The organism is Oceanobacillus sp. M65, from assembly GCF_052246275.1.
Classification (GTDB): domain Bacteria; phylum Bacillota; class Bacilli; order Bacillales; family Amphibacillaceae; genus Oceanobacillus_B; species Oceanobacillus_B jordanicus.
This window is the reverse complement of record NZ_JBQQCJ010000001.1, coordinates 614,591-633,551: the sequence shown is the minus strand read 5'-3', so window position 1 is coordinate 633,551 and position 18,961 is coordinate 614,591. Positions and strand designations below refer to the sequence as shown.

The following is an 18,961-nucleotide window of genomic DNA, read 5'->3' as shown; positions in this document are numbered from 1 at the left end:
TTAAGTTACAATCGATGATAACTTATCGCAAAGCGCTAAGGGAAGTCGCCTAGTTTCTGGCTCTCGGAGCTAGACTGTCAAAAGCTAAGAGAGCCGTTTAAAATTTAATAAATAACTAAAAAAGCATTTCATCCCGGGTAGGATGAGATGCTTTATTCCGTTTTGGTGACAATATCTATAATGTGTCGCCATGTTTCAGTTTTCAAGGCGTCTAAAGGCGTACCATCTCCTATTACGCCATAGCCTACCATAAGACCAGCAACGAGAGCGATCATAGCAAAAAGCAGGACGACAATGATACGCAACCAAATTGGGAAAATGCGCAATCTTGCTCTTTTTTTAGATTTAGCGCTGCTTTTCTCAGCTTTTTGCTTCTTTCTTGATTGTTTGGACTCGTTTGCTTCCACTGTTGTCTCTTTTTTCGCACCCTTTTTAAATGCTTTTCGGGTTTGCTGCTCCATACCTTGTTTCGCCTCTCGTTCGGTTGACATGGTTTGTTTCTCCCTTACTTCCTGATATACACGATTCATATGTGCTTTCCTAGAATTTTACCATAGGATAGCATTCCTTAGATAGTCTTATGACCTAAGTTGGTTAATCAACCCAGACATTTGATCCCCCATCGAAATCGTTCGTGAATTAAACTGGTATGATCGCTGTGTCGAAATGAGATCGGTCATTTGTTTAGAAATATCCACGTTGGAATTTTCTAATGCTCCACTTTTCACTAGATTTTGGGTGGTGGGATCTTGTACTACTTCATTCATCGCAAAACCCAGATCAGCCAAATTAGGGAGCCTAAACCCATTTTCTCCTGCTGCTTCAAGTAAACGTGGTCGTACAACCTCTACGACATCAATAGAACCTGCATTCTCCACCTGATTTCCACGCTGAACAGTTATTTGCCCAGATTCATCAATGGAAATAGAATCAAATCCTTCGGGAATTACAATACTTCCATTCTCACCGAGTATTGGATTACCTTCACTATCTGTCAGCATAACTGCTTGATTATTGTTTACCGGATTTAAGTAGAAAGCCCCATCACGAGTATAACGGGTTTCCGGGGTCCCATTCTCTGTCACTTGCACCTGATAAAAATGATTATCTTGTAACAAAGCAACATCAAGCTCTCTACCTGTTTCCTTTATACTACCCGTAGTAAAATCCAAATTAATGGAACCAAGCTTGGCCCCTGATCCTACACGGATGCCATCTGGAGTTAGACGCCCTTCAGCCCCAGCCGGGTCTGTCATATTATCAATTTGTTGAAATAAAAGGGATGAAAATTCAGCTTGCCGGCTTTTATATCCCGTTGTTTGGCTATTTGCCATATTATTCCCAATTAAATCGAGTTTACTTTGTAATTGATTCATTGTTACTGCTGCTTGGATCATTGTTCTAGACATATGTTCCTCCTTATCCGACCTATGCTAGCCTTCCTATCTCACTAACTGCTTTCCCCATGCTCTCATCATAGGCGCGCAGTACACGCTGGTTCGTTTCGAACAGTCGGTAGGATTCCATCATCCGTGTCATTGACTGTAAAGAATCAACGTTTGACTGCTCAAGAAAGCCTTGTTGAATGGAATAGGTAGCATCAGCTGGAACAGCATCTGCATCGCCGTTGTATAGGCCATTTCCCTCTTTCGCTAACCCATTGGCATCGTCTGTATAGGAAATCCCAAGTACACTTTCTCCAGCTTCTGTCTGAACAAGGCCATCTTCTGTCACGGTAAATTCCATACCATTTGTCTGAATTGTGTTCCCTGCCTGGTCAAGCACGTAATACCCCTGATTTGTCACAAGGAAGCCTTGTCCATCCACCGTGAAGTTACCATTTCTTGTATAGCGAACATCGCCATCTTCGTTCTGCACGGAAAACAGAAGAGCACCCGCTTCATCAGGTAATGTACCGTTTACAAGAGCCAAGTCTGTCGACACTCCTGTTTCACGTACGTCCCCTTGTATGAAGTTAGGCGCTGCTTCCTGTACATATACTCCAGTGTTCAATGGACCGATTGGGTTTTGAACAGGAAGATTAAAAGAATTGGAGGTGGGGATGGTTTTGCCGCCCATTTGTTGCATCAGCATCTCTGGAAATGCCTTGAGAGAAGTCTGATCAGCTTTATATCCAGGTGTGTTCGCATTTGCAATATTATTCGATAAAGCTTCCTGTGTACGCTGTTGGGCAATCATCCCGCTCGCTGCAGTATAAAATCCTCTTAACAAACTGCTCTCCTCCTTATTTTTATGTTTCATCATTTTTTATAATGGGTATACTTATTTATCGGTTCATTCTTCATTGTATTTAATTACTTAAACAACTTTTCTGCGTTCAAGCTTATCAATATTTTCCAGCATGATGCCTGTTCCTTTTGCAACACAATGCATCGGCTCATCTGCCACTAGAACTGGTACTTTCAATTCTTCAGCAAGCAGCTGATCAATACCATGAATCATTGCACCACCGCCAGTTAAAATCACACCTCTGTCAATGATATCAGCAGATAGCTCTGGAGGCGTTTTCTCTAAAACAGATTTTGCGGCTTGTACAATAAGAAAGACAGATTCACGTAATGCTTCTTCGATTTCAGCTGAATAGACAGTAATGGTTCTTGGTAAACCAGATACCATATCTCTTCCGCGAATTTCCATTTCTTCATTTCGGGAATCTTTGAAGACGGTCGCAACATTTATTTTAATATTTTCAGCTGTGCGCTCTCCAATGAGAAGCTTATACTGCTTCTTTATGTATTGAAGAATTTCGATATCAAATTTATCCCCAGCCATTTTAATGGATTCAGAGGTAACAATATCTCCCATTGATAAAACAGCTACATCTGTTGTACCACCACCAATATCAACGACCATATTACCGCTTGGTTGGAATATATCCATTCCAGCTCCGATCGCTGCTACTTTTGGCTCTTCTTCTAGGTAAACCTTTTTTCCACCGGATTTTTCTGCTGCTTCTTTAATTGCCTTTTGTTCTACCTTCGTAATATTGGTAGGGCAGCAAATTAGCATCCTTGGCTTTGAAAGGAATCCTTTTACACTAATTTTATTTATGAAATGCTTTAACATTGCTTCTGTTACATCAAAGTCTGCGATTACTCCATCTTTTAACGGACGGATGGCTTCAATGTTTCCTGGTGTACGTCCAACCATGCGTCTTGCTTCCTCGCCAACTTCGAGTACTTTTCCAGTATAGCGGTCCATCGCAACAACTGATGGTTCATCTAAAACGATACCTTTTCCTTTTACGTGAATTAAAACATTGGCAGTTCCAAGGTCAATTCCAATATCCCTAGAAAACATGAATCAAGATCCTCCTACTTTAAATTACTTCATTTTTTACATATTCCTACTAGAGGTTGCTCAAAGAGTCCGGTAAAAATGACACATCGAATTTCTTCGTTAGCTTGCTTTTGCGTTCTTCACGTATTAATTACATACGTTCCAGTACTCAAAGCTACGCCGCCTCGAACTTCTCGGTCTTTTTTATCCTCCTTTTGAGCATGGACTACTAATATTATATTTTACCACAAAGTTCAACAATTAACTGCATTTTATTAGAAAAAATTGGGGGTTTTATGGGATTTTTGTGGAGAAGTGTGTCTGCCTTATGGAGCTATCCGGAGCCCAGGTTTGCCATCCTTTTGTTCACGTAAATAGGGAGAAAACAAAACCTGCTTAGGCTTATTTTCTCCTCCAACTTTATATAACCAAAAGCGAAAGAATGGATCCTATCCTACCGGCTTTGGTTCCGTCTCTTTTACTTGTGGTTCAATCTTGTACTTTTTCCTAGTAGCTTCTCCTCCTCGCAAGTGTCTAATCGCCTTGTGATATTCTAGAATTTCCTTCACCTTTAATGCAAGATCAGGATTAATTTGTGGCAAACGCTCTGTCAAATCTTTATGGACAGTGCTTTTAGAAACACCAAATTCTTTTGCTATCACGCGGACTGTCTTTTTCGTTTCCAATACGTAATTCCCTATCCTGATCGTTCTTTCTTTGATGTAGTCGTGCACACCGTTCGCCTCCCTATGTTGGTTAGTTCCGAGGTGTCTATTGAGACAAGGTGTTCATCTTAAGTGGCTCACATTGGAGTACTTGTATTCTGTTGTTGTTTCATCATTATGTATATTGAAGCGAAAGGACCGTTATACCTTTTACCCAATATTAACTTAATATTCTGTAATTTATCTCTATAAATCGGGGACCATTTGGATAAGTAACGTTAAGCCACACAAGCTCTCACCTCAGAGACATTACTGAATGCTTGGTTTGTAACATTTTATTATTCGATTGAAGGGTTTATGATTAAAATTGCATCTTTGTAAAAGAGGACAAGCAGTATTTTTTTGAAAAAACATCCGTTGGGGAATTTAAAGGGGTGAAAAAAAAGTATGATCTATTTAAATAAAATAAGGCTCAGCTTTTCTTTTATCAATTCAAGCATAATAATGTTGATCTTCCTACATGAATCTCTCTCTTTATATCTACTTTAACCGCAGTTAATCCATATCCCCTAATCCAGGGTCACGTGCAAGCATTTCTCCAAAAACTGGATTATATATGTCCATATCACCGAGACCAGGATCGAGCATTAACGAGGCGTGCGTAGATAGAGTACCAGAAACCAAGGAAAGCATAACCGTTAAAACTGCCATTAATAGAAAAGACTTAAACTTTTTCATTTTATTGCCTCCTTAAGGGATTTTAGCAGTAAAAGAAAAAGCTGAACCTTTTTAAACAAATAGATAGTTACTAGAGATGACTGAAGTGAGGGATGAAAGAATGATGAATGAGGGGGTAATTCTCCCCTCAGGCTTACAGTTGCTTTAGCAACGAAAGTGGTAGTCTACTAAAGAAGTAGTCACTCCGTTTTTCAATAAAAAAGTTATAGGATTGAAGAAGTAGGTTTTTATCTTGTTTGGCTTTGCCAAGGTAATATAACTGGAAGGGACTGTCTAAAGGTAGGTCATCTAATAGCTCGATTGCCCTTTGATTGTTTCCTTTTGCAATTTCGATATGCGCCTGTTCACTGGGGTCTGGCGATGTTATATTTTCGACCTGATTAAAATGGGCGGAAAGGAAGGGAATATTACGCTCCTTCACAAGCTTAACTACTTTATCCAACTTGTGCTGTTTGGCAATCTTTACCGCTTCGCTAAGGTGGTACATCCCCTGGAAGTACGTATCAAAGGTATAGGATAAACCTAGTTTTATATGCATGCTCGCCATCGTTCTTGGATTTTGGGTTTGGTTCAAAACCCTGAAGGCATATTTACGGGCCATAATGAGTTCGTTTCTTGTAAGATGATAAGTAAGGAGAATCTGATTAAGTCGTATTTTGAAATAAGAAAGCAATAGCTTATCCTCCACCACCGCGAATAATTCAGGTTGTATAGCGAGGAAATTTCCTAATCTGCTGAATTGATTTAACTCGTAATATGTTGTTACTTTAAAAAATTCTACCAGGCACTTTAATTCAGGATCTTTCGTTTCGATATGCTTGATTCTTTGGAGTGATTCATGGGGAGTATACTTTTTAAGCCTTCGATCCAGAATGTTTTGATAAACTGCTGCCCACATTCGATTTGTGGATGTTGGGTATTGGCTATTTTTCTCAATCAGGACTTGTAGGTCTTTATAAAAACCATTCATATAAAGAAACTCCATTCCCTTCTTGAGAATGTCATCCGAATTTGATTGTAAGCACCATTTTCTTGTTAACTCTATTACGGTATCTTCAGGGTGTTCATGGTAAAGTATTTCCATAAGCTCTCTTAGTGATAGGTTATCTTTCTCTTTATCCGAGATAAATATTGAAGGCGTAACCATAGTAGGGAATCTCCTTTCTACCATCCTTTTACCGTTTTACTTGGAAGAAGATCACTATTTTCGCTAATTATCAACAAGATATTCTATTAATGTTTATAATAACACATTTCAATCCCTGTAAATCGACGATCGTTCGACAAAATTCGCAAGGATCACATAGCATTCTCGTAATAGAAGGAAGTTCTTATATTTAGGAAACCAAAAAAGATCCTGGACTCTATTAGAAGTCTCAGGATCTTTTCTTAAATTAATTAAGCACTCTCAGATGACTCGGTTTCATCATTTGTTTCTTCGTTAGATGCATCATCTTCCTCTTCATCTACAGGAGCGTCTTCTTCTGTCTTATCTTTCTCATCTGCATTTTCTTCTGAAGCTTCATCTTCGACTGCCTCATCTTCAGATGGTTCTGTTGTCTCATCAGACTCTGTACTATCTACCGCTTCTTCTGTAGCGCTCTCTAGGCTACTTACCGGCTGATTAAAGAAATCCTCTGGGTTTACATGCTTATCTTCTTTTCTAAGTTCAAAATAGACATGTGTTCCACTAGCTTGTCCAAACAAGTTCTTCCCTGCAGTTCCTAGCTTTTCACCTTGTTTAACTTCTGCGCCTGCTTTTACACTTACCTCTTCAAGACTAGCATAATAAGTTTTAACATCGTTCTCATGTGAAATCACAACAACATTTCCTAAAAGCGGATCTTCTTTTACTTCATCAATCGTTCCAGTCAGTGCAGCGACAACTTCGAAAGCTTCACCTTCAGCTGTTGCAATATCTACACCTGTGCTTTGATAGTAACGGTTGTTGTAAAGAACCAAAGCATTTTCCTGATCCTCTTGTTCTGCGTTGTAGTCATAGAATTTAGTTACGATTTCTGCTTGTCCCTGATCCGCTAATGGCATTTGAATAATCTCTTGCTGTTCTAAAACAGGTTCTGCTTCCTCATCATTTGGTGTCGGAACATAGTTTTCCTGGTCTTCCTGTGCATCAGGGACCTGGTTTTCCGTATTCTGATACCATACAACAACTGAAAGAAGCACGGCAGCAATTGTTAAATAGACTGCTGGAAAAAACCATTTTTTCTTGAAAATACGGCTCCATTTGTTTTTTGAAGCTTTGTTTTCTTCATTCATTGATCATCACCTCAACAACCATTCTGATCAGAAAACGGGATATCTATACATGAAGAGATAAAATTTTTTTGAATTAATGCATTTTATTTAAAAAGACGGGGATAGTAAGAGGTTCATTCATTCTAATGTTAAAGAGTTTTGTCGTTTAACCATAGGAGATACTGGTGCGTTCTCAGCTGATGCTTTGGTGCTCACTGGCGATGTTGCAGTGCTCACTGGCGATACCGCAACGCACTCTGCCGATCCGCAGATGTAATTCCATACAAAAACAAAAACCCTCGTCTATTTCACAACGAGGGCTGGTGCTGTATCTGTTACGGTACTAATTTCAACATCCTTATAATAATGGTTCACAATATCTTTATAGGTTTTCCCTTCCTCAGCCATCCCATTTGCTCCATACTGACTCATGCCAATGCCATGGCCATAGCCTTTTGTAGTAAAGATAAGGTGATCATCTTTTTGTTCTATCGTAAAGTCGCTCGAACGTAATTCCAACTTCTCTCTAACTTCCCGCCCGCTAAATGCATCCCCATTTATCGTCAGCTCCTCCACCCGTTTTCCATCTGTTCTGGTGATCTCAATGGAGAGCGCTTTATCAGACGGAAGCTTTGTAGCAAGTGCTTGCTCTACCTGGTCGATCGAATAGGTTTGCTGGTCAAGGAATTTAGGTGTATTCTCATCCCAGTGGCTTTCCACACTGCGTAGATATGGAAGTTCATCCTTCCAATAATCCTCTGAGTTCTCTGTAAAGCCGTTACTAGTGGAGAAAAATGCTGGTGTGATCAGTTCCTTTTTATAGGTAAGCACCTCTCCTTTTGTTGCGTTCACTGCTTCTTTGATTTTATTCATTTTTTCCTGATAGTCGTCACCGAACTGCTTTTGCAATTCTGCTTCATCCTTATAAACCTGATGCTGGACAGTATCCGTTACATCTGCCTCTTCCGTTATATCTCCATGCAACTTGTAATTCACAATATAAGTTCTTGCTGCGAGGGCCTGCGCTTTCAATGCTTCCATTTCAAATTCGACTGGCATTTCAGATGCCACCACTCCGGCTACATATGTCTCTAAAGGAACGTTATCCACCTTTTCTAAATTGGAACGCATGACAGCTACCGAAAATGGTGAGGATTTCAACTCAACGGATTCCTCTGCCTTCTTTTCCTGACTTGTTGTTTCATTCCCTGTAGCATCCCCAAACGTTACAACTATTACAGTAGGAATAAGCAAAATAAGGCAGAAAAGACTTGTTAGGAGGATAGCTGTTGGCAGCTTCCATTTCTTTGGTTGCTTCCCCAAGTAGTGATTCTTTTTACTTTTTAATAAGAGGTTGTTTTTAGTCAACTCTTTCTTGGGAGCTTCCATTGTAATGGATGTTTTCTGCTTTGCATTTATCCGCTCTTGTATGGTTTTCTTCTTTAGTTTGTTGGTTTTTCCTATTTTATAATGTCCTTTTTTCATCACAATCCCCCATTCAATGTGGTTTATGTTTCATTACAAATCTAGCAATCCCACTATTAAACGTATACAAAAAGAGAAAGCAATAGAACTGAAGAATGAAAAAAACCTACGCATTTTGGGAGACCTAACTAAATGAGACAGAGAAAAGGCGCCCCTGACCCGTCAAATAGTTTTAAACACCTTTTGCTTACTAATGTGAACACTCCTTTGTTTAAAACACTCAAGATTTAATTCTATTACTAGCTCCTTCAAAATGATGAACTTCAGAACGGTGGACGGGTGATCTAAAATAGCCGTAGCAATTTCTTGGTCGTCAAGTTACACTCCCTATCCTCCGCTCCTTTATTAGACGCCAGAAAGATAGAACTTTATTCATAAAGATGGTTGGTTAGATGAAAAACAAGTTAGCCTTGTTTTGACCATCAATGAAAAGAAGACCGGATAATAGTTAGTTTTTTCTCTGGAAAAGTTGAGTAATTTAATTTATACCCCATATGCGGTTTACTTCAGACTTAAGGGCCTCGATTTCAACAGCTCTTTTATTAATTAAAGAATTTACCAAGTCTTTATCCATGGATTCAGAATTCTCATCATCTAAATAATTCATATCAGAGTCCACCATTACTGAATAAAAATTGTTGTTTTCTCCTAGAATTTGAAGACCATATTCATACCCTCCAGTTAATAATGGCCAAATGATTAATGAAAGATCGTCTTCGTCGTTTGTGATGGCAAGATTACCTGTAAAAGATAAATAAGATGGTTTTTTAACACTATAATGATATCCTCTCTCTGATAAAAGGTATATTCCGTTTTCTCTTTTAGGGATATTATCTGTATAGGGAGTATATTTTAGATAAAATACACCTACCCACGCAAGATTATATAATAAAATTAACGAAACAAATATAATTAAAATTTTCTTGTATTTTTTCACAACTCAATCACCCTTTTTGCTCTAGTTTTAATCCTTTCGTCATGCGTTACTAGAATTATAGTCTTTCCCTGTTTGTTAAAGTTCTCTAATATTGACATAACTATTTCTGCATTTTTTTCATCAAGTGACCCTGTGGGCTCATCCGCCAGAATTAAAGATGTTTGTTTTAGCATTATTCTAGCTAAAGCCACTCTTTGTTGCTCCCCGCCTGAGAGCATATATACTTTTTCCTTTAATTTATTTTCAAGCCCTACTATGCTTAATGCGCTTTCTATTGATAAATCATTTCTACTATCTTTCCTTACAATTTCTAGGTTATCTTTTACCGTTTTATTATCAATTAATGCAAAATTTTGAAAAATAAACCCTACTTTTTTTCTGAAATATAAAAGTTGAGATTTTTTATCATGGACATTAATTCCATCTACGATAATTTCACCTTCGTCAATTGTTTCAATCCCTCCTATCATATTTAGCAGTGTAGTTTTCCCACTTCCGCTTGGCCCAGAGAAGGCAATAAATTCCCCGTTTTCAATCTTGATGTTTAGGTTTCTAAATAATATTTTTTCTCCAAATTTTTTAGTTAAATTTTCGATATTAATCATAGCGAGCCACCTTTTAAGATCTTTGATATCTTAGCTTTCTCTATCCTAGCTATATTTGTCATGATAAAGAGTATTTCTATGATTAATAGAATAGCGCCACCATAAAGAAAATATTTGGATTGTGATATGTCGAATAAATGATTTACTATTAAAGATAGGACAATACTGGTAATGGTTGCTGACAATGTTATAAATATTATCTTCCTATTCTTTTGCACGGAGGAATACCCCATGATTTTTTTTATGGAAAGTTCTACTGCATTTACTTCATACTCTAATCTTAATATTAAGTTAATAATAATTAATTCTAGTAATATGACTAAAGAAAACAACACGGAGGAAATAAAAATCCCTCGTTTTATTAATGTCCAATTATATTGATAAAGCTCATAAATGTTTGTCTTTAAATGAATTTGATCAGTTAAATCATTTTTAGTAACAAAAGATTGATAACTCTTTTCAGAAATGAGGTACATAATATCATGTGCATAGGAAGTTCTTCTCAAATTAGTTTCTGTATCTAAAATTGAATTTTCAGTAGAGGTGTTATTTAAAATAATAGCTGGATTTTGAGCCAATTTACTTCTATTCATATAATTTATCTCATCAATACTTACTAATTCCGTATTTGTATTATAGAGAATTACCTCACTCTCTACATTACTATTACTTTCTAAGTTATTAAAAAAGCCATATATATTTCTTAAACTTTCGTAAAGTAATTTATCATCTGCATGTTTTTCAGGTAAAATATAATACACTTTTTCCTCATTTAATAACTGTCTGTTTAATTCAGGAATATTATCTTTCAAATATGGTATTGCATTTTTATTAGCCAAGATAGATGGTACACTTAGGTCAAGGTTATCCGATATATTCACTAACTGAATTGCGTTATTAAAATTTTCTTTATAAAATTCCTCTCTAACATCTGCACTTTTGTTAATAAGTAAATCATCCGTAGCATTATCACCTGTTAACTTATAATCAAACTGTATGTAATTATATTCTTTATGATATTTAAAGAAATCTTTCTGTTGATAAAATGATAAGCCTTGGTCAATTATAGCTATACTACCTGATAATACAGTAATTGCTAGAACAATAGTAATGATTTTTAAGACATAATTAATTTTTAATAATTGGTTTTTGCTTTTACTATTCGAAAATACTTCTCTAAGGTTATACTTATATAGGGTTAAATATATAAGTGCATTTATTATAATAAAAACTATAAATACACATATTGAAATCCAGTACTGAAATATAGAATTTGAAAAAATGGATGTAAATAATATTGATATAATGAATAAACTTACGAATACTAGTGTATCGCACCATACATTTTTACGTATTAACGTACTGATTTTTTCTCCAAAAGTAACTTTTACCAAAGCTTCTTTTTTTTGAAAAATGGTATCATAGTATGTAAATAGGAGTATGACAATTATAATAATCGACCATACATATATAATATTTTTTTTACTTTCATTATAGTCATCTTCAATTTTAGGGTGGTTTCCGCCATAAGTATCGATAAGTGAATTTTTAAATGAAGCAATGTTTTTTTGATCTCCTACTAGGAAATACTTTTCATATTTGCCTATATCAGTGATTTCATCAAAATTATGATAAGTAACCGTAACTTTACCGGAAAACATACTTTTATATGTGGTGTCTTTAATCGATAACTTATCTTTTAAATATTTGTTCGCCTCTGATGTTCCATATATTGAAATATTCATTTCAATATTACTTTTTACTTCTTGGTCGACGATAAATATACCTATATCATTTTTTTCTTTTGATTCTTTTACATCTAATTTCATTTTCTGATTAGATACATAATCTGGCTTATAGAGGGATGTACTATAAAAACTGCCAGTAAAATTATCTAAATAAAAAATATAACTTTCCCCAATAAATGAAAAAGTAATTATAAATAAGGTCATGGCAAATATATACTTTATCTTCTTCATATTTATACCCCTGTCTAATAATCCAGAAAAAAAGGAAACCTCTTCTTGAGTTTTTAAGAAGAAGAGGTCAACCTTTGATGAATTTATTTGTTTATTAGTAATTCATGGAATATCTAATAGAAGATCCTTTGTGCCTTACTTCAATCTTAGCAACCTTACCAGCGCCTTTGTTTCCACTTGTAAAGCTACCGTTACCATTTGAAACAGATGCGTAATGATCGTTTTTTGAATGATAGCCATGAGCATAATCTTCATTTATCCAAGCTGTGTTATAACCGTATGATAACGTACCAGCATTATCATACGAAGATTTACTCTTTTCCCAAGCGGTTTTAAAACTTCCAGAATAATAGGCACTAACTGAAGCTGCTTCAGCTGCATTTGGTATAGCCACACTTCCAACCACTATTGAGAGCGCTAACAAACTAGCTGCAAACTTTTTCACCATAAAACATCCCCCCCTTTCTTCTTATAATTACATCAAATTATAAAAATGTGAAGTCTAGGGTGAATGTCACTATATAAATTTAATGTACTTTTATAATATTATTTACCAGAAAAATGTCAATAATTTAAATGTCTGTATATTTTAGTAAAGTTATTTAATTTTAGTAGGTGTAAAATATTAATAAGTACTAATTTTTCTTTCATCTGTTGTTTTTTACTATGATGGGTAAAGTTAGGGCTAAAGCAGGCAAGACCCACCTCACTTCACATATCTTCTATTACATTTATACATACGATCTTTTTTCAAAATTATGCTACCTTTCCCTTTCTCAATTCAGGTCAAAGCCAGCATAGGTACTTTTTCTTTTCTCAAATTACTAGGTCAGTTCATTTTCACGTAGGCTTTTTCTTCTTTATCCCGGTGCAACCGTCCGTAAGACTCCCACTTCAAAACATGAAGTAAAACAGTAGTTTTGAGTGGGAGTAAACGGACGTTAACACCCCGATTCGTTCAACTAACACTCAGTGGGGGAAGAAGGAAAACCCCCACTGAGTGAAGTTTCACTTTATAACCGTTACTTTTCGTACGTTCTTCTTAACGTTGGACTGCTGGTTCCTTTAACGGTGTTTTGTCTTCTACTTCATTATTATATAGATGACAAGCAACGTAATGGTCTTGTTCAACTTCCTGCCAAGGAGGCTTAACTTCTGCGCACACTTCCATTGCAAAAGGACATCTTGTACGGAAAACACAACCACTTGGAGGATCAATTGGACTAGGCAGCTCCCCCTCGAGTATGATTCGCTCCCGGCTTTCCTCGATATCAGGATCAGGAATCGGGATGGCAGAAAGGAGTGCTTTTGTATATGGATGTAATGGCTCGTCATATAATGCCTTACTTGATGTAAGTTCCACAAGATTACCTAAATACATCACACCGATTCTGTCAGATATCTGCTTTACCATCGAAAGATCATGCGCAATAAATAGAAAAGTTAACCCTTTCTCTACTTGCAGCTCTTTTAATAAGTTGACAACTTGTGCTTGTACGGATACATCAAGCGCAGAAATTGGTTCATCAGCAATAATAAACTCTGGTTCTAAGGCAAGCGCTCTTGCTATCCCAATCCGCTGACGCTGTCCACCACTAAACTCATGGGGATACCGATTGGCGTGATCACGGTTTAATCCCACTTCCTCTAGCAATTCATATACCCGCTCCAACTGCTCTCGTTTGGATTTAAATAAACCATGTACTTCCATTGGTTCAGCTATTACTTCCCGGACAGTAGAACGCGGATTTAGAGATGCATATGGATCCTGGAAAATCATTTGCATCTTCCGATAAATTTTGAATTTTTCTTTCTCTGTTAGGCTGTGCACATCTAATCCGTCATAGATAACATCACCTTCTGTTTTATCGTAAAGTCCCAGAATAGTACGACCTATGGTAGATTTCCCACAGCCAGACTCGCCTACCAATCCAAAGGTTTCTCCTCTGTTGACATAAAAGGATACGTCATTGACTGCTTTGAGGACCTTCCCTTTTCCTACATCAAAATGCTTTTTTAACTGGTTGACTTCTAGTAGTTTCTCGTCCATAGTTTATGTCCCCTCTGTATCGAGCCAATAACGTTTTGCAGCACAAAGCTCTTTTTCATAAATAGTACCAGCCAGCTCAATAATTTCGATTCCCTTTCCTGTCTGTGGTGAGTGAAGCATCTTACCATCACCGTAATAAATGCCAACATGATGCAACCGCCCTTTCCCTTCCTCATAGGCGAAAAACAGCAAATCACCTGGCTTTAATTTATTGAATGGTACATCTACACCGGCTTTAGCTTGATCCCCAGCATCTCTGGCAATCTGGTAACCATTCGCTTTATGGGCAGCATAGGCGAGTCCAGAGCAATCATAGCCGTACGCACTCATTCCACCCCAAAAGTAGTCGAGTCCCGTATAGGCTTCCACCGCTTCCACGATTGCCTTGCCATTCCCCTTTTCTAATCCTCGATCTGACGGAAAGACAGTAACCTCATCAGATTGTAAGAAACGATTCCCATGTGGTGTTTTCACTTCAACCCGGGTATCTCCGACCTCTACTACTGGTAGCAATGTAAGGTAACTAAGCTCTGTTTCCCTTTGACCCGCTTCCGTTTCTAACCAAGCCTTCTTGCTGATTACAACTGCTGTAAGCTCAGATTGCCAGTCTTCTTTATCAACCTCTAGTAATTGCGCCCTCGGAACCCAGCCAGGATAACCGCGCTCATTTTTCTTCGAAGGCTGATCGGGGATCACAACATGTGCCCACTCTCCTTTTGTATCGGTTATAATCACTGGCTGTCCATATAGTAACTGGCTTTGCACCCTATTTTCATCACATAATGCTAAATTTTGTTCATAGGTTAGTTCATTAATCCACTGCTTTACATCAGTTGGTACTTTTACCCCCAACCTATCGATATCACGAGCCGAGTCGGGAGAAGTCCATACTGTAGCAACCTGTACTGCCGTTACGTATAATGAATCGGAATATTGATCAAACGATTGTTTAACCATGATTTTGCTCCTTTCTGCCTTTATCTCACTGTGTTTTTTGATTGGATAAACTTTTCATTAATCCCTATTATGCCAAGGCCTGGATCACTTCCCAGGTTAATGGTGGACTGATCGTACTCAATTCCCCCTTGGAGGATATCACCTGTAAGCATTAACGGGGCGTCAAAGTCATATCTCGTTATATTAGGCTGACTTGCTGCAAAGTGGGCAGCTGCTGTAATCCCTATCTTTGTCTCTATCATACTGCCAACCATACATTCCACATTGTAAATAGCAGCTAGCTTTGCTATTTTTATAGCCTCGTGTATTCCCCCGGCCTTCATTAGCTTAATATTGATGAGGTCCGCAGCTCCTGTTTCCAGTACCTTTTTTGCATCTATTGACGTAAAGACACTTTCGTCAGCCATAATTAACGTGTCGGTATGGCTGGTCACATGTCGCAATTCCTCTAAATCACTCGCTTTAACGGGTTGTTCCACTAACTCGATATCAAGACCGAGATCTTCCATCTTTTGAATAGCGCGGACTGCCTCTTTCGCTTTCCAGCCTTGATTTGCATCCAAACGAATTTTCACATTGGTGCCAATTTGTTTACGAATTGCCTGGATCCTTTTTATATCGGTTTCAATTAGGTCCTTGCCTACTTTCACCTTTAATATCGAAAAACCATCTTCGACATAAAGCTGTGCGTCATGTGCCATCTCTTCTGGTGTGTTAACACTCACCGTATAATCGGTTTCCATGCTTTGTTTGTATCCACCGAGAAAAGAAGATAGTGTCATGCCTGCTTGCTGTGCTAGACAGTCATACAAAGCCATGTCAACAGCCGCTTTGGCACTATAATTACCGATAAGACCCTTTCCTATCATTTCAAATATATGTTCTCGTTGGTCCAGTGAAGCTCCGATAATAATTGGCTTCACGACTCCATTAATCGCAAATTCTACCCCCGCCAGGCTATCACCTGTAATGACATGGGTTGGCGGAGCTTCTCCCCAACCTGTAACCCCATTATCACACGTTATTTTCACCAAAATTGTTTCTGCAACGGTAACCGTGCGTAGTGCTGTTTTAAATGGCGTATGTAGCGGAATAGCCGCTCGAAAGGTTTCTATACTGTTAATGTTCATAAAATCTCCTCCAACTCCTTCGCAACACCTGGGTCTACCTTAAGTGTTTTCTCATTACTGGAGAGCCTTGCCTTCACACCAAGTGGCACAGCAACATGTGGGAAGCAATGACCTATTTTAAAGCCTGAAAGCACAGGTTTATTTAGTGCAAGAAAATAGTCATTCAAAACCTCAGTTAGTGTAAGACTGGAATCAAGTGTCGATGCAGCATTTGCGAAATCTCCAACAACGAACCCGGCAGCATCTGCAAGCTTTCCCGAAACATGTAGCTGGTTCAGCATCCCGTCCACTTTGTATGGCTCTTCCCCAATGTCTTCGATAAGTACAATTTTCCCTTCTGTATCCATTTCGAATGGGGTGCCCAGTGTACTGACTATTAACGAAAGGTTTCCGCCAACAAGTTCCCCTTCTGCTTCACCAGGCGAGATAACATGTAAGGGTGATATATGCTCCGTGTACGTGAAAGCTTCCGGGTCAAACAATTGATTAAAACGAGAAGCGGTTAGTTCATCGAAATCACGCTTAGAAATATCGGATGTGGCCATTGGACCATGGAAGGTTACAAGACCTGCGTTCTGCCTTATGGCTGTATGTAAGTACGTAATATCACTATATCCCCAAAAAATTTTAGGGTTATTCTTTATAAGTTCATAATCTAGTTTCGTGGCAATTCGCCCTGTTCCATATCCGCCACGCGCACAAAGGATCGCTTTAATACTAGGATTGGCAAACATGTCATGAAGGTCATCCAATCTTTCTTGATCGGTTCCAGCAAGGTAGCCATTTGTTTTCTGGACATGCTTGCCAAAAACAACATGGAGCCCTAGCTGTTCTAGGAAGGGAACGGCTGCTTTTAGCTTTTCTATATCTATTGGCCCTGCCGGAGCGATGATTCCAATATGATCTCCTTTTTGCAGCTTTTCTGGACGAATCATGGTAACCCCACTCTCTTTTATTTTCATCATTTATGTATTTATCTACGTGCTATAAGGAGTGCAACTTCACTCCAATCAATTAAAATAATTGCCCTAACAACTATGTATGTAGAAATTAGCTCCTTTACTGGTAAATCGTAAAGGAGCTAACTCTTTATTAATAAGGTAACTATGGGCCTTGATGACGCCCACTTAGGAACAGCATTGCCTAGCTTTTAGCGCTCAGATTCTAGTACGGCTTTCCTCATCTTGTTCTTCTCGATATTACTCGCCTTTGTCTACCCATTTCAGTTCTACGTAACCTACTGGGTGACGTACGACACCTGATACGGCATCATGGTACATATGCACCTGATTATAGTAATGGATTGGGAAGATTGGCATTTCTTCAGCTAGGAGCTTTTCAGCTTCATACATATATCCCCAACGTTTTTCTTCATCTGTTTCTGTTTTCGCATTGGCAATTAACTCATCATATTCTTCATTTGACCAGCCAGTTCGGTTCATAGAAGAATCTGTGATAAAGCTTTCCAAGAAGTTAACTGGATCGCCGTAGTCAAAGATAAATGAACTTCTAGAAAGCTGGTGGTTCAATGCTTTCTGGTCATCTAAGAATACACTAGCTTCTGTATTTTCTAGTACGACGTCAATGCCAAGATTGTCTGTAAATGCGCTTTGCAGTGTCTCCGCAATGGCTTTATGTGATTCGCTAGTACTATAAGATAGTGTAACTTCAGGAAGCTCGTCATAGCCTTCCTCTTCCATTCCTTCTTCTAACAGCTGTTTTGCTTCTTCTGGATTAAATTCAACTAAATCTCCATTTTCATCACGGAAGTCATTGCCAGCAGGACTTTCGAATCCAGGTGATACGAAAGCTGTTGCTGCTCCTTCACCATTTTTCGTTACATAGTCAACGATATCCTGTTGATTAACAGCCAAAGCAAATGCTTTGCGGATTTTCGCATTTTGGAAAGGTTCCTTCGTTACATTAAAACGGTAGAAATACAGACCTGCTTGATCTTCAATTACTACACTATCTTCATTAATTAATTGTTCGGCCATCTCAGATGGAATTTCAGTTACATCAAGTTCTCCTGATTCAAACATTTGATATTCCGTATTTGGGTCATTTACCATAGCCCAGTGGACTTTATCTAATTTTACTGTGTCAGCATCCCAGTACTCATCATTTTTAACGAATACCATCTCACTGTCATGCTCCCATGAATCCAAGGCAAATGGTCCGTTTGAGACAAAGGAATCAGCCTCAGCAAACCATTCCGAATTTTCTTCTGCAACGGCTTTATTTACAGGGAAGAAGGCAGGATTAGATATTACATGTAGAAAGTATCCAGTTGGCGCTGCCAGTGTTACTTCAAATGTTTTCTCATCGACTGCTTCAATTCCTAAATCTTCAGCGGATCCTTCTCCACTGTTGTACGCTTCTCCACCTTCAATAAAGTAACCTAAAAACGCTGCCGCTGACCCAGTCTCTGGGTTTAAAAGACGTTCCCATGCAAAGACAAAGTCCTCTGCCACAACTGGGTCGCCATTAGACCAGTTTGCATCTTCACGTAAGTGGAAGGTATAGGTTTTCCCATCATCAGATAGATCCCAGCTCTCCGCTATCGCAGCTTCTGGTGTATCCCCTTCACCTAATCGCGTTAGACCTTCCATTAAGTTATTTAATGGGTTCCAAGAAACGGCATCAAACCCTACTGCAGGGTCAAATGAAGTTGGTTCTGTCCCGTTATTCATGTATAGGACTTTTTCATCTGAAGCTGTGTTTCCTTCTTCTCCAGTGTTTTCTTCCCCTTCGTCCGTTTCTGTGCCTGCGTTCTCATTGGCAGTACACGCTGCTAAAACAAATATCGCCATAGCAGCCATCAGTAAAACAAGTAACTTCTTTCTCATCCTTATTGCC

Annotated in this window: 18 protein-coding genes; all 18 read right to left on the bottom strand. The window is 38.3% G+C overall.

Features of this window, described 5'->3' with window-relative positions; all coding sequences use genetic code 11:
* Positions 1-152: 152 nt before the first annotated feature.
* Entirely contained in the window at positions 153-530 is a 378-nt protein-coding gene (locus ACTWPF_RS03015) for a DNA-directed RNA polymerase subunit beta (RefSeq protein ID WP_202606741.1), read from the bottom strand.
* 48 nt (positions 531-578) lie between these two features.
* Positions 579-1,409, bottom strand: a complete 831-nt coding sequence (locus ACTWPF_RS03010; protein WP_443148237.1) for a flagellar hook-basal body protein — start codon at positions 1,407-1,409, stop codon at positions 579-581.
* Between the two features lie 19 nt (positions 1,410-1,428).
* Entirely contained in the window at positions 1,429-2,232 is an 804-nt protein-coding gene (locus ACTWPF_RS03005; protein WP_106898008.1) for a flagellar hook-basal body protein, read from the bottom strand.
* An 87-nt stretch (positions 2,233-2,319) separates the two neighbouring features.
* On the bottom strand, positions 2,320-3,321 hold the full coding sequence (locus ACTWPF_RS03000) for a rod shape-determining protein (RefSeq protein ID WP_106898009.1): 1,002 nt from the start codon (positions 3,319-3,321) through the stop codon (positions 2,320-2,322).
* 428 nt (positions 3,322-3,749) lie between these two features.
* Entirely contained in the window at positions 3,750-4,034 is a 285-nt protein-coding gene (gene spoIIID, locus ACTWPF_RS02995) for a sporulation transcriptional regulator SpoIIID (RefSeq protein WP_036578451.1), read from the bottom strand.
* Positions 4,035-4,520: 486 nt separating this feature from the next.
* Positions 4,521-4,703 carry a hypothetical protein gene (locus ACTWPF_RS02990; protein ID WP_443148236.1) on the bottom strand — a complete coding sequence of 61 codons (183 nt, stop codon included), beginning with the start codon at positions 4,701-4,703 and terminating at the stop codon, positions 4,521-4,523.
* Between the two features lie 133 nt (positions 4,704-4,836).
* The gene (locus ACTWPF_RS02985; protein WP_443148235.1) at positions 4,837-5,850 is read right to left on the bottom strand and encodes an AimR family lysis-lysogeny pheromone receptor; all 1,014 of its coding nucleotides are present in this window, start codon (positions 5,848-5,850) and stop codon (positions 4,837-4,839) included.
* A gap of 251 nt (positions 5,851-6,101) precedes the next feature.
* Positions 6,102-6,980: a peptidoglycan DD-metalloendopeptidase family protein gene (locus ACTWPF_RS02980; protein ID WP_443148234.1), complete on the bottom strand. Its 879-nt coding sequence runs from the start codon at positions 6,978-6,980 to the stop codon at positions 6,102-6,104.
* Positions 6,981-7,262: 282 nt separating this feature from the next.
* Positions 7,263-8,444 carry a stage II sporulation protein D gene (gene spoIID, locus ACTWPF_RS02975; protein ID WP_443148233.1) on the bottom strand — a complete coding sequence of 394 codons (1,182 nt, stop codon included), beginning with the start codon at positions 8,442-8,444 and terminating at the stop codon, positions 7,263-7,265.
* A gap of 478 nt (positions 8,445-8,922) precedes the next feature.
* Entirely contained in the window at positions 8,923-9,381 is a 459-nt protein-coding gene (locus tag ACTWPF_RS02970; RefSeq protein WP_443148232.1) for a hypothetical protein, read from the bottom strand.
* Complete coding sequence (locus ACTWPF_RS02965) at positions 9,378-9,986, bottom strand: ABC transporter ATP-binding protein (protein ID WP_238017982.1); 609 nt, start codon at positions 9,984-9,986, stop codon at positions 9,378-9,380. Before ACTWPF_RS02965 ends, ACTWPF_RS02970 begins: the two co-directional genes overlap by 4 nt.
* Positions 9,983-11,965 (bottom strand): DUF1430 domain-containing protein, encoded by a 1,983-nt coding sequence (locus ACTWPF_RS02960; protein ID WP_443148231.1) that lies wholly within the window; start codon positions 11,963-11,965, stop codon positions 9,983-9,985. The genes ACTWPF_RS02965 and ACTWPF_RS02960 overlap by 4 nt, the downstream gene beginning before the upstream one ends.
* Before the next feature lie 94 nt (positions 11,966-12,059).
* Entirely contained in the window at positions 12,060-12,413 is a 354-nt protein-coding gene (locus ACTWPF_RS02955) for a mediterrocin family bacteriocin (protein WP_443148230.1), read from the bottom strand.
* 594 nt (positions 12,414-13,007) lie between these two features.
* Complete coding sequence (locus ACTWPF_RS02950; RefSeq protein ID WP_106898013.1) at positions 13,008-14,015, bottom strand: ABC transporter ATP-binding protein; 1,008 nt, start codon at positions 14,013-14,015, stop codon at positions 13,008-13,010.
* A gap of 3 nt (positions 14,016-14,018) precedes the next feature.
* A complete protein-coding gene (locus tag ACTWPF_RS02945; protein ID WP_443148229.1) occupies positions 14,019-14,972 on the bottom strand; it encodes a C40 family peptidase in 954 nt (317 codons plus the stop codon).
* 20 nt (positions 14,973-14,992) lie between these two features.
* A complete protein-coding gene (locus tag ACTWPF_RS02940; RefSeq protein ID WP_443148228.1) occupies positions 14,993-16,102 on the bottom strand; it encodes a mandelate racemase/muconate lactonizing enzyme family protein in 1,110 nt (369 codons plus the stop codon).
* Positions 16,099-17,067, bottom strand: coding sequence for a S66 peptidase family protein (locus tag ACTWPF_RS02935; RefSeq protein ID WP_443148227.1), 969 nt, complete (start codon positions 17,065-17,067; stop codon positions 16,099-16,101). Before ACTWPF_RS02935 ends, ACTWPF_RS02940 begins: the two co-directional genes overlap by 4 nt.
* A 234-nt stretch (positions 17,068-17,301) precedes the next feature.
* Positions 17,302-18,951, bottom strand: a complete 1,650-nt coding sequence (locus tag ACTWPF_RS02930) for a peptide ABC transporter substrate-binding protein (RefSeq protein ID WP_443148226.1) — start codon at positions 18,949-18,951, stop codon at positions 17,302-17,304.
* Positions 18,952-18,961 lie beyond the last annotated feature (10 nt).

What these genes read in the sequence shown, in the direction of transcription:
- ACTWPF_RS03000 (WP_106898009.1), bottom strand. Translation starts at nt 3,321, where the DNA reads ATGTTTTCTAGGGATATTGGAATTGACCTTGGAACTGCCAATGTTTTA.
- spoIID (WP_443148233.1), bottom strand. Translation starts at nt 8,444, where the DNA reads ATGAAAAAAGGACATTATAAAATAGGAAAAACCAACAAACTAAAGAAG.
- ACTWPF_RS03015 (WP_202606741.1), bottom strand. Translation starts at nt 530, where the DNA reads ATGAATCGTGTATATCAGGAAGTAAGGGAGAAACAAACCATGTCAACC.
- ACTWPF_RS02965 (WP_238017982.1), bottom strand. Translation starts at nt 9,986, where the DNA reads ATGATTAATATCGAAAATTTAACTAAAAAATTTGGAGAAAAAATATTA.
- ACTWPF_RS02990 (WP_443148236.1), bottom strand. Translation starts at nt 4,703, where the DNA reads ATGAAAAAGTTTAAGTCTTTTCTATTAATGGCAGTTTTAACGGTTATG.
- ACTWPF_RS02980 (WP_443148234.1), bottom strand. Translation starts at nt 6,980, where the DNA reads ATGAATGAAGAAAACAAAGCTTCAAAAAACAAATGGAGCCGTATTTTC.
- ACTWPF_RS02930 (WP_443148226.1), bottom strand. Translation starts at nt 18,951, where the DNA reads ATGAGAAAGAAGTTACTTGTTTTACTGATGGCTGCTATGGCGATATTT.
- ACTWPF_RS02945 (WP_443148229.1), bottom strand. Translation starts at nt 14,972, where the DNA reads ATGGTTAAACAATCGTTTGATCAATATTCCGATTCATTATACGTAACG.
- ACTWPF_RS02950 (WP_106898013.1), bottom strand. Translation starts at nt 14,015, where the DNA reads ATGGACGAGAAACTACTAGAAGTCAACCAGTTAAAAAAGCATTTTGAT.
- ACTWPF_RS02985 (WP_443148235.1), bottom strand. Translation starts at nt 5,850, where the DNA reads ATGGTTACGCCTTCAATATTTATCTCGGATAAAGAGAAAGATAACCTA.
- ACTWPF_RS02955 (WP_443148230.1), bottom strand. Translation starts at nt 12,413, where the DNA reads ATGGTGAAAAAGTTTGCAGCTAGTTTGTTAGCGCTCTCAATAGTGGTT.
- ACTWPF_RS02935 (WP_443148227.1), bottom strand. Translation starts at nt 17,067, where the DNA reads ATGATGAAAATAAAAGAGAGTGGGGTTACCATGATTCGTCCAGAAAAG.
- ACTWPF_RS03010 (WP_443148237.1), bottom strand. Translation starts at nt 1,409, where the DNA reads ATGTCTAGAACAATGATCCAAGCAGCAGTAACAATGAATCAATTACAA.
- ACTWPF_RS02940 (WP_443148228.1), bottom strand. Translation starts at nt 16,102, where the DNA reads ATGAACATTAACAGTATAGAAACCTTTCGAGCGGCTATTCCGCTACAT.
- ACTWPF_RS02960 (WP_443148231.1), bottom strand. Translation starts at nt 11,965, where the DNA reads ATGAAGAAGATAAAGTATATATTTGCCATGACCTTATTTATAATTACT.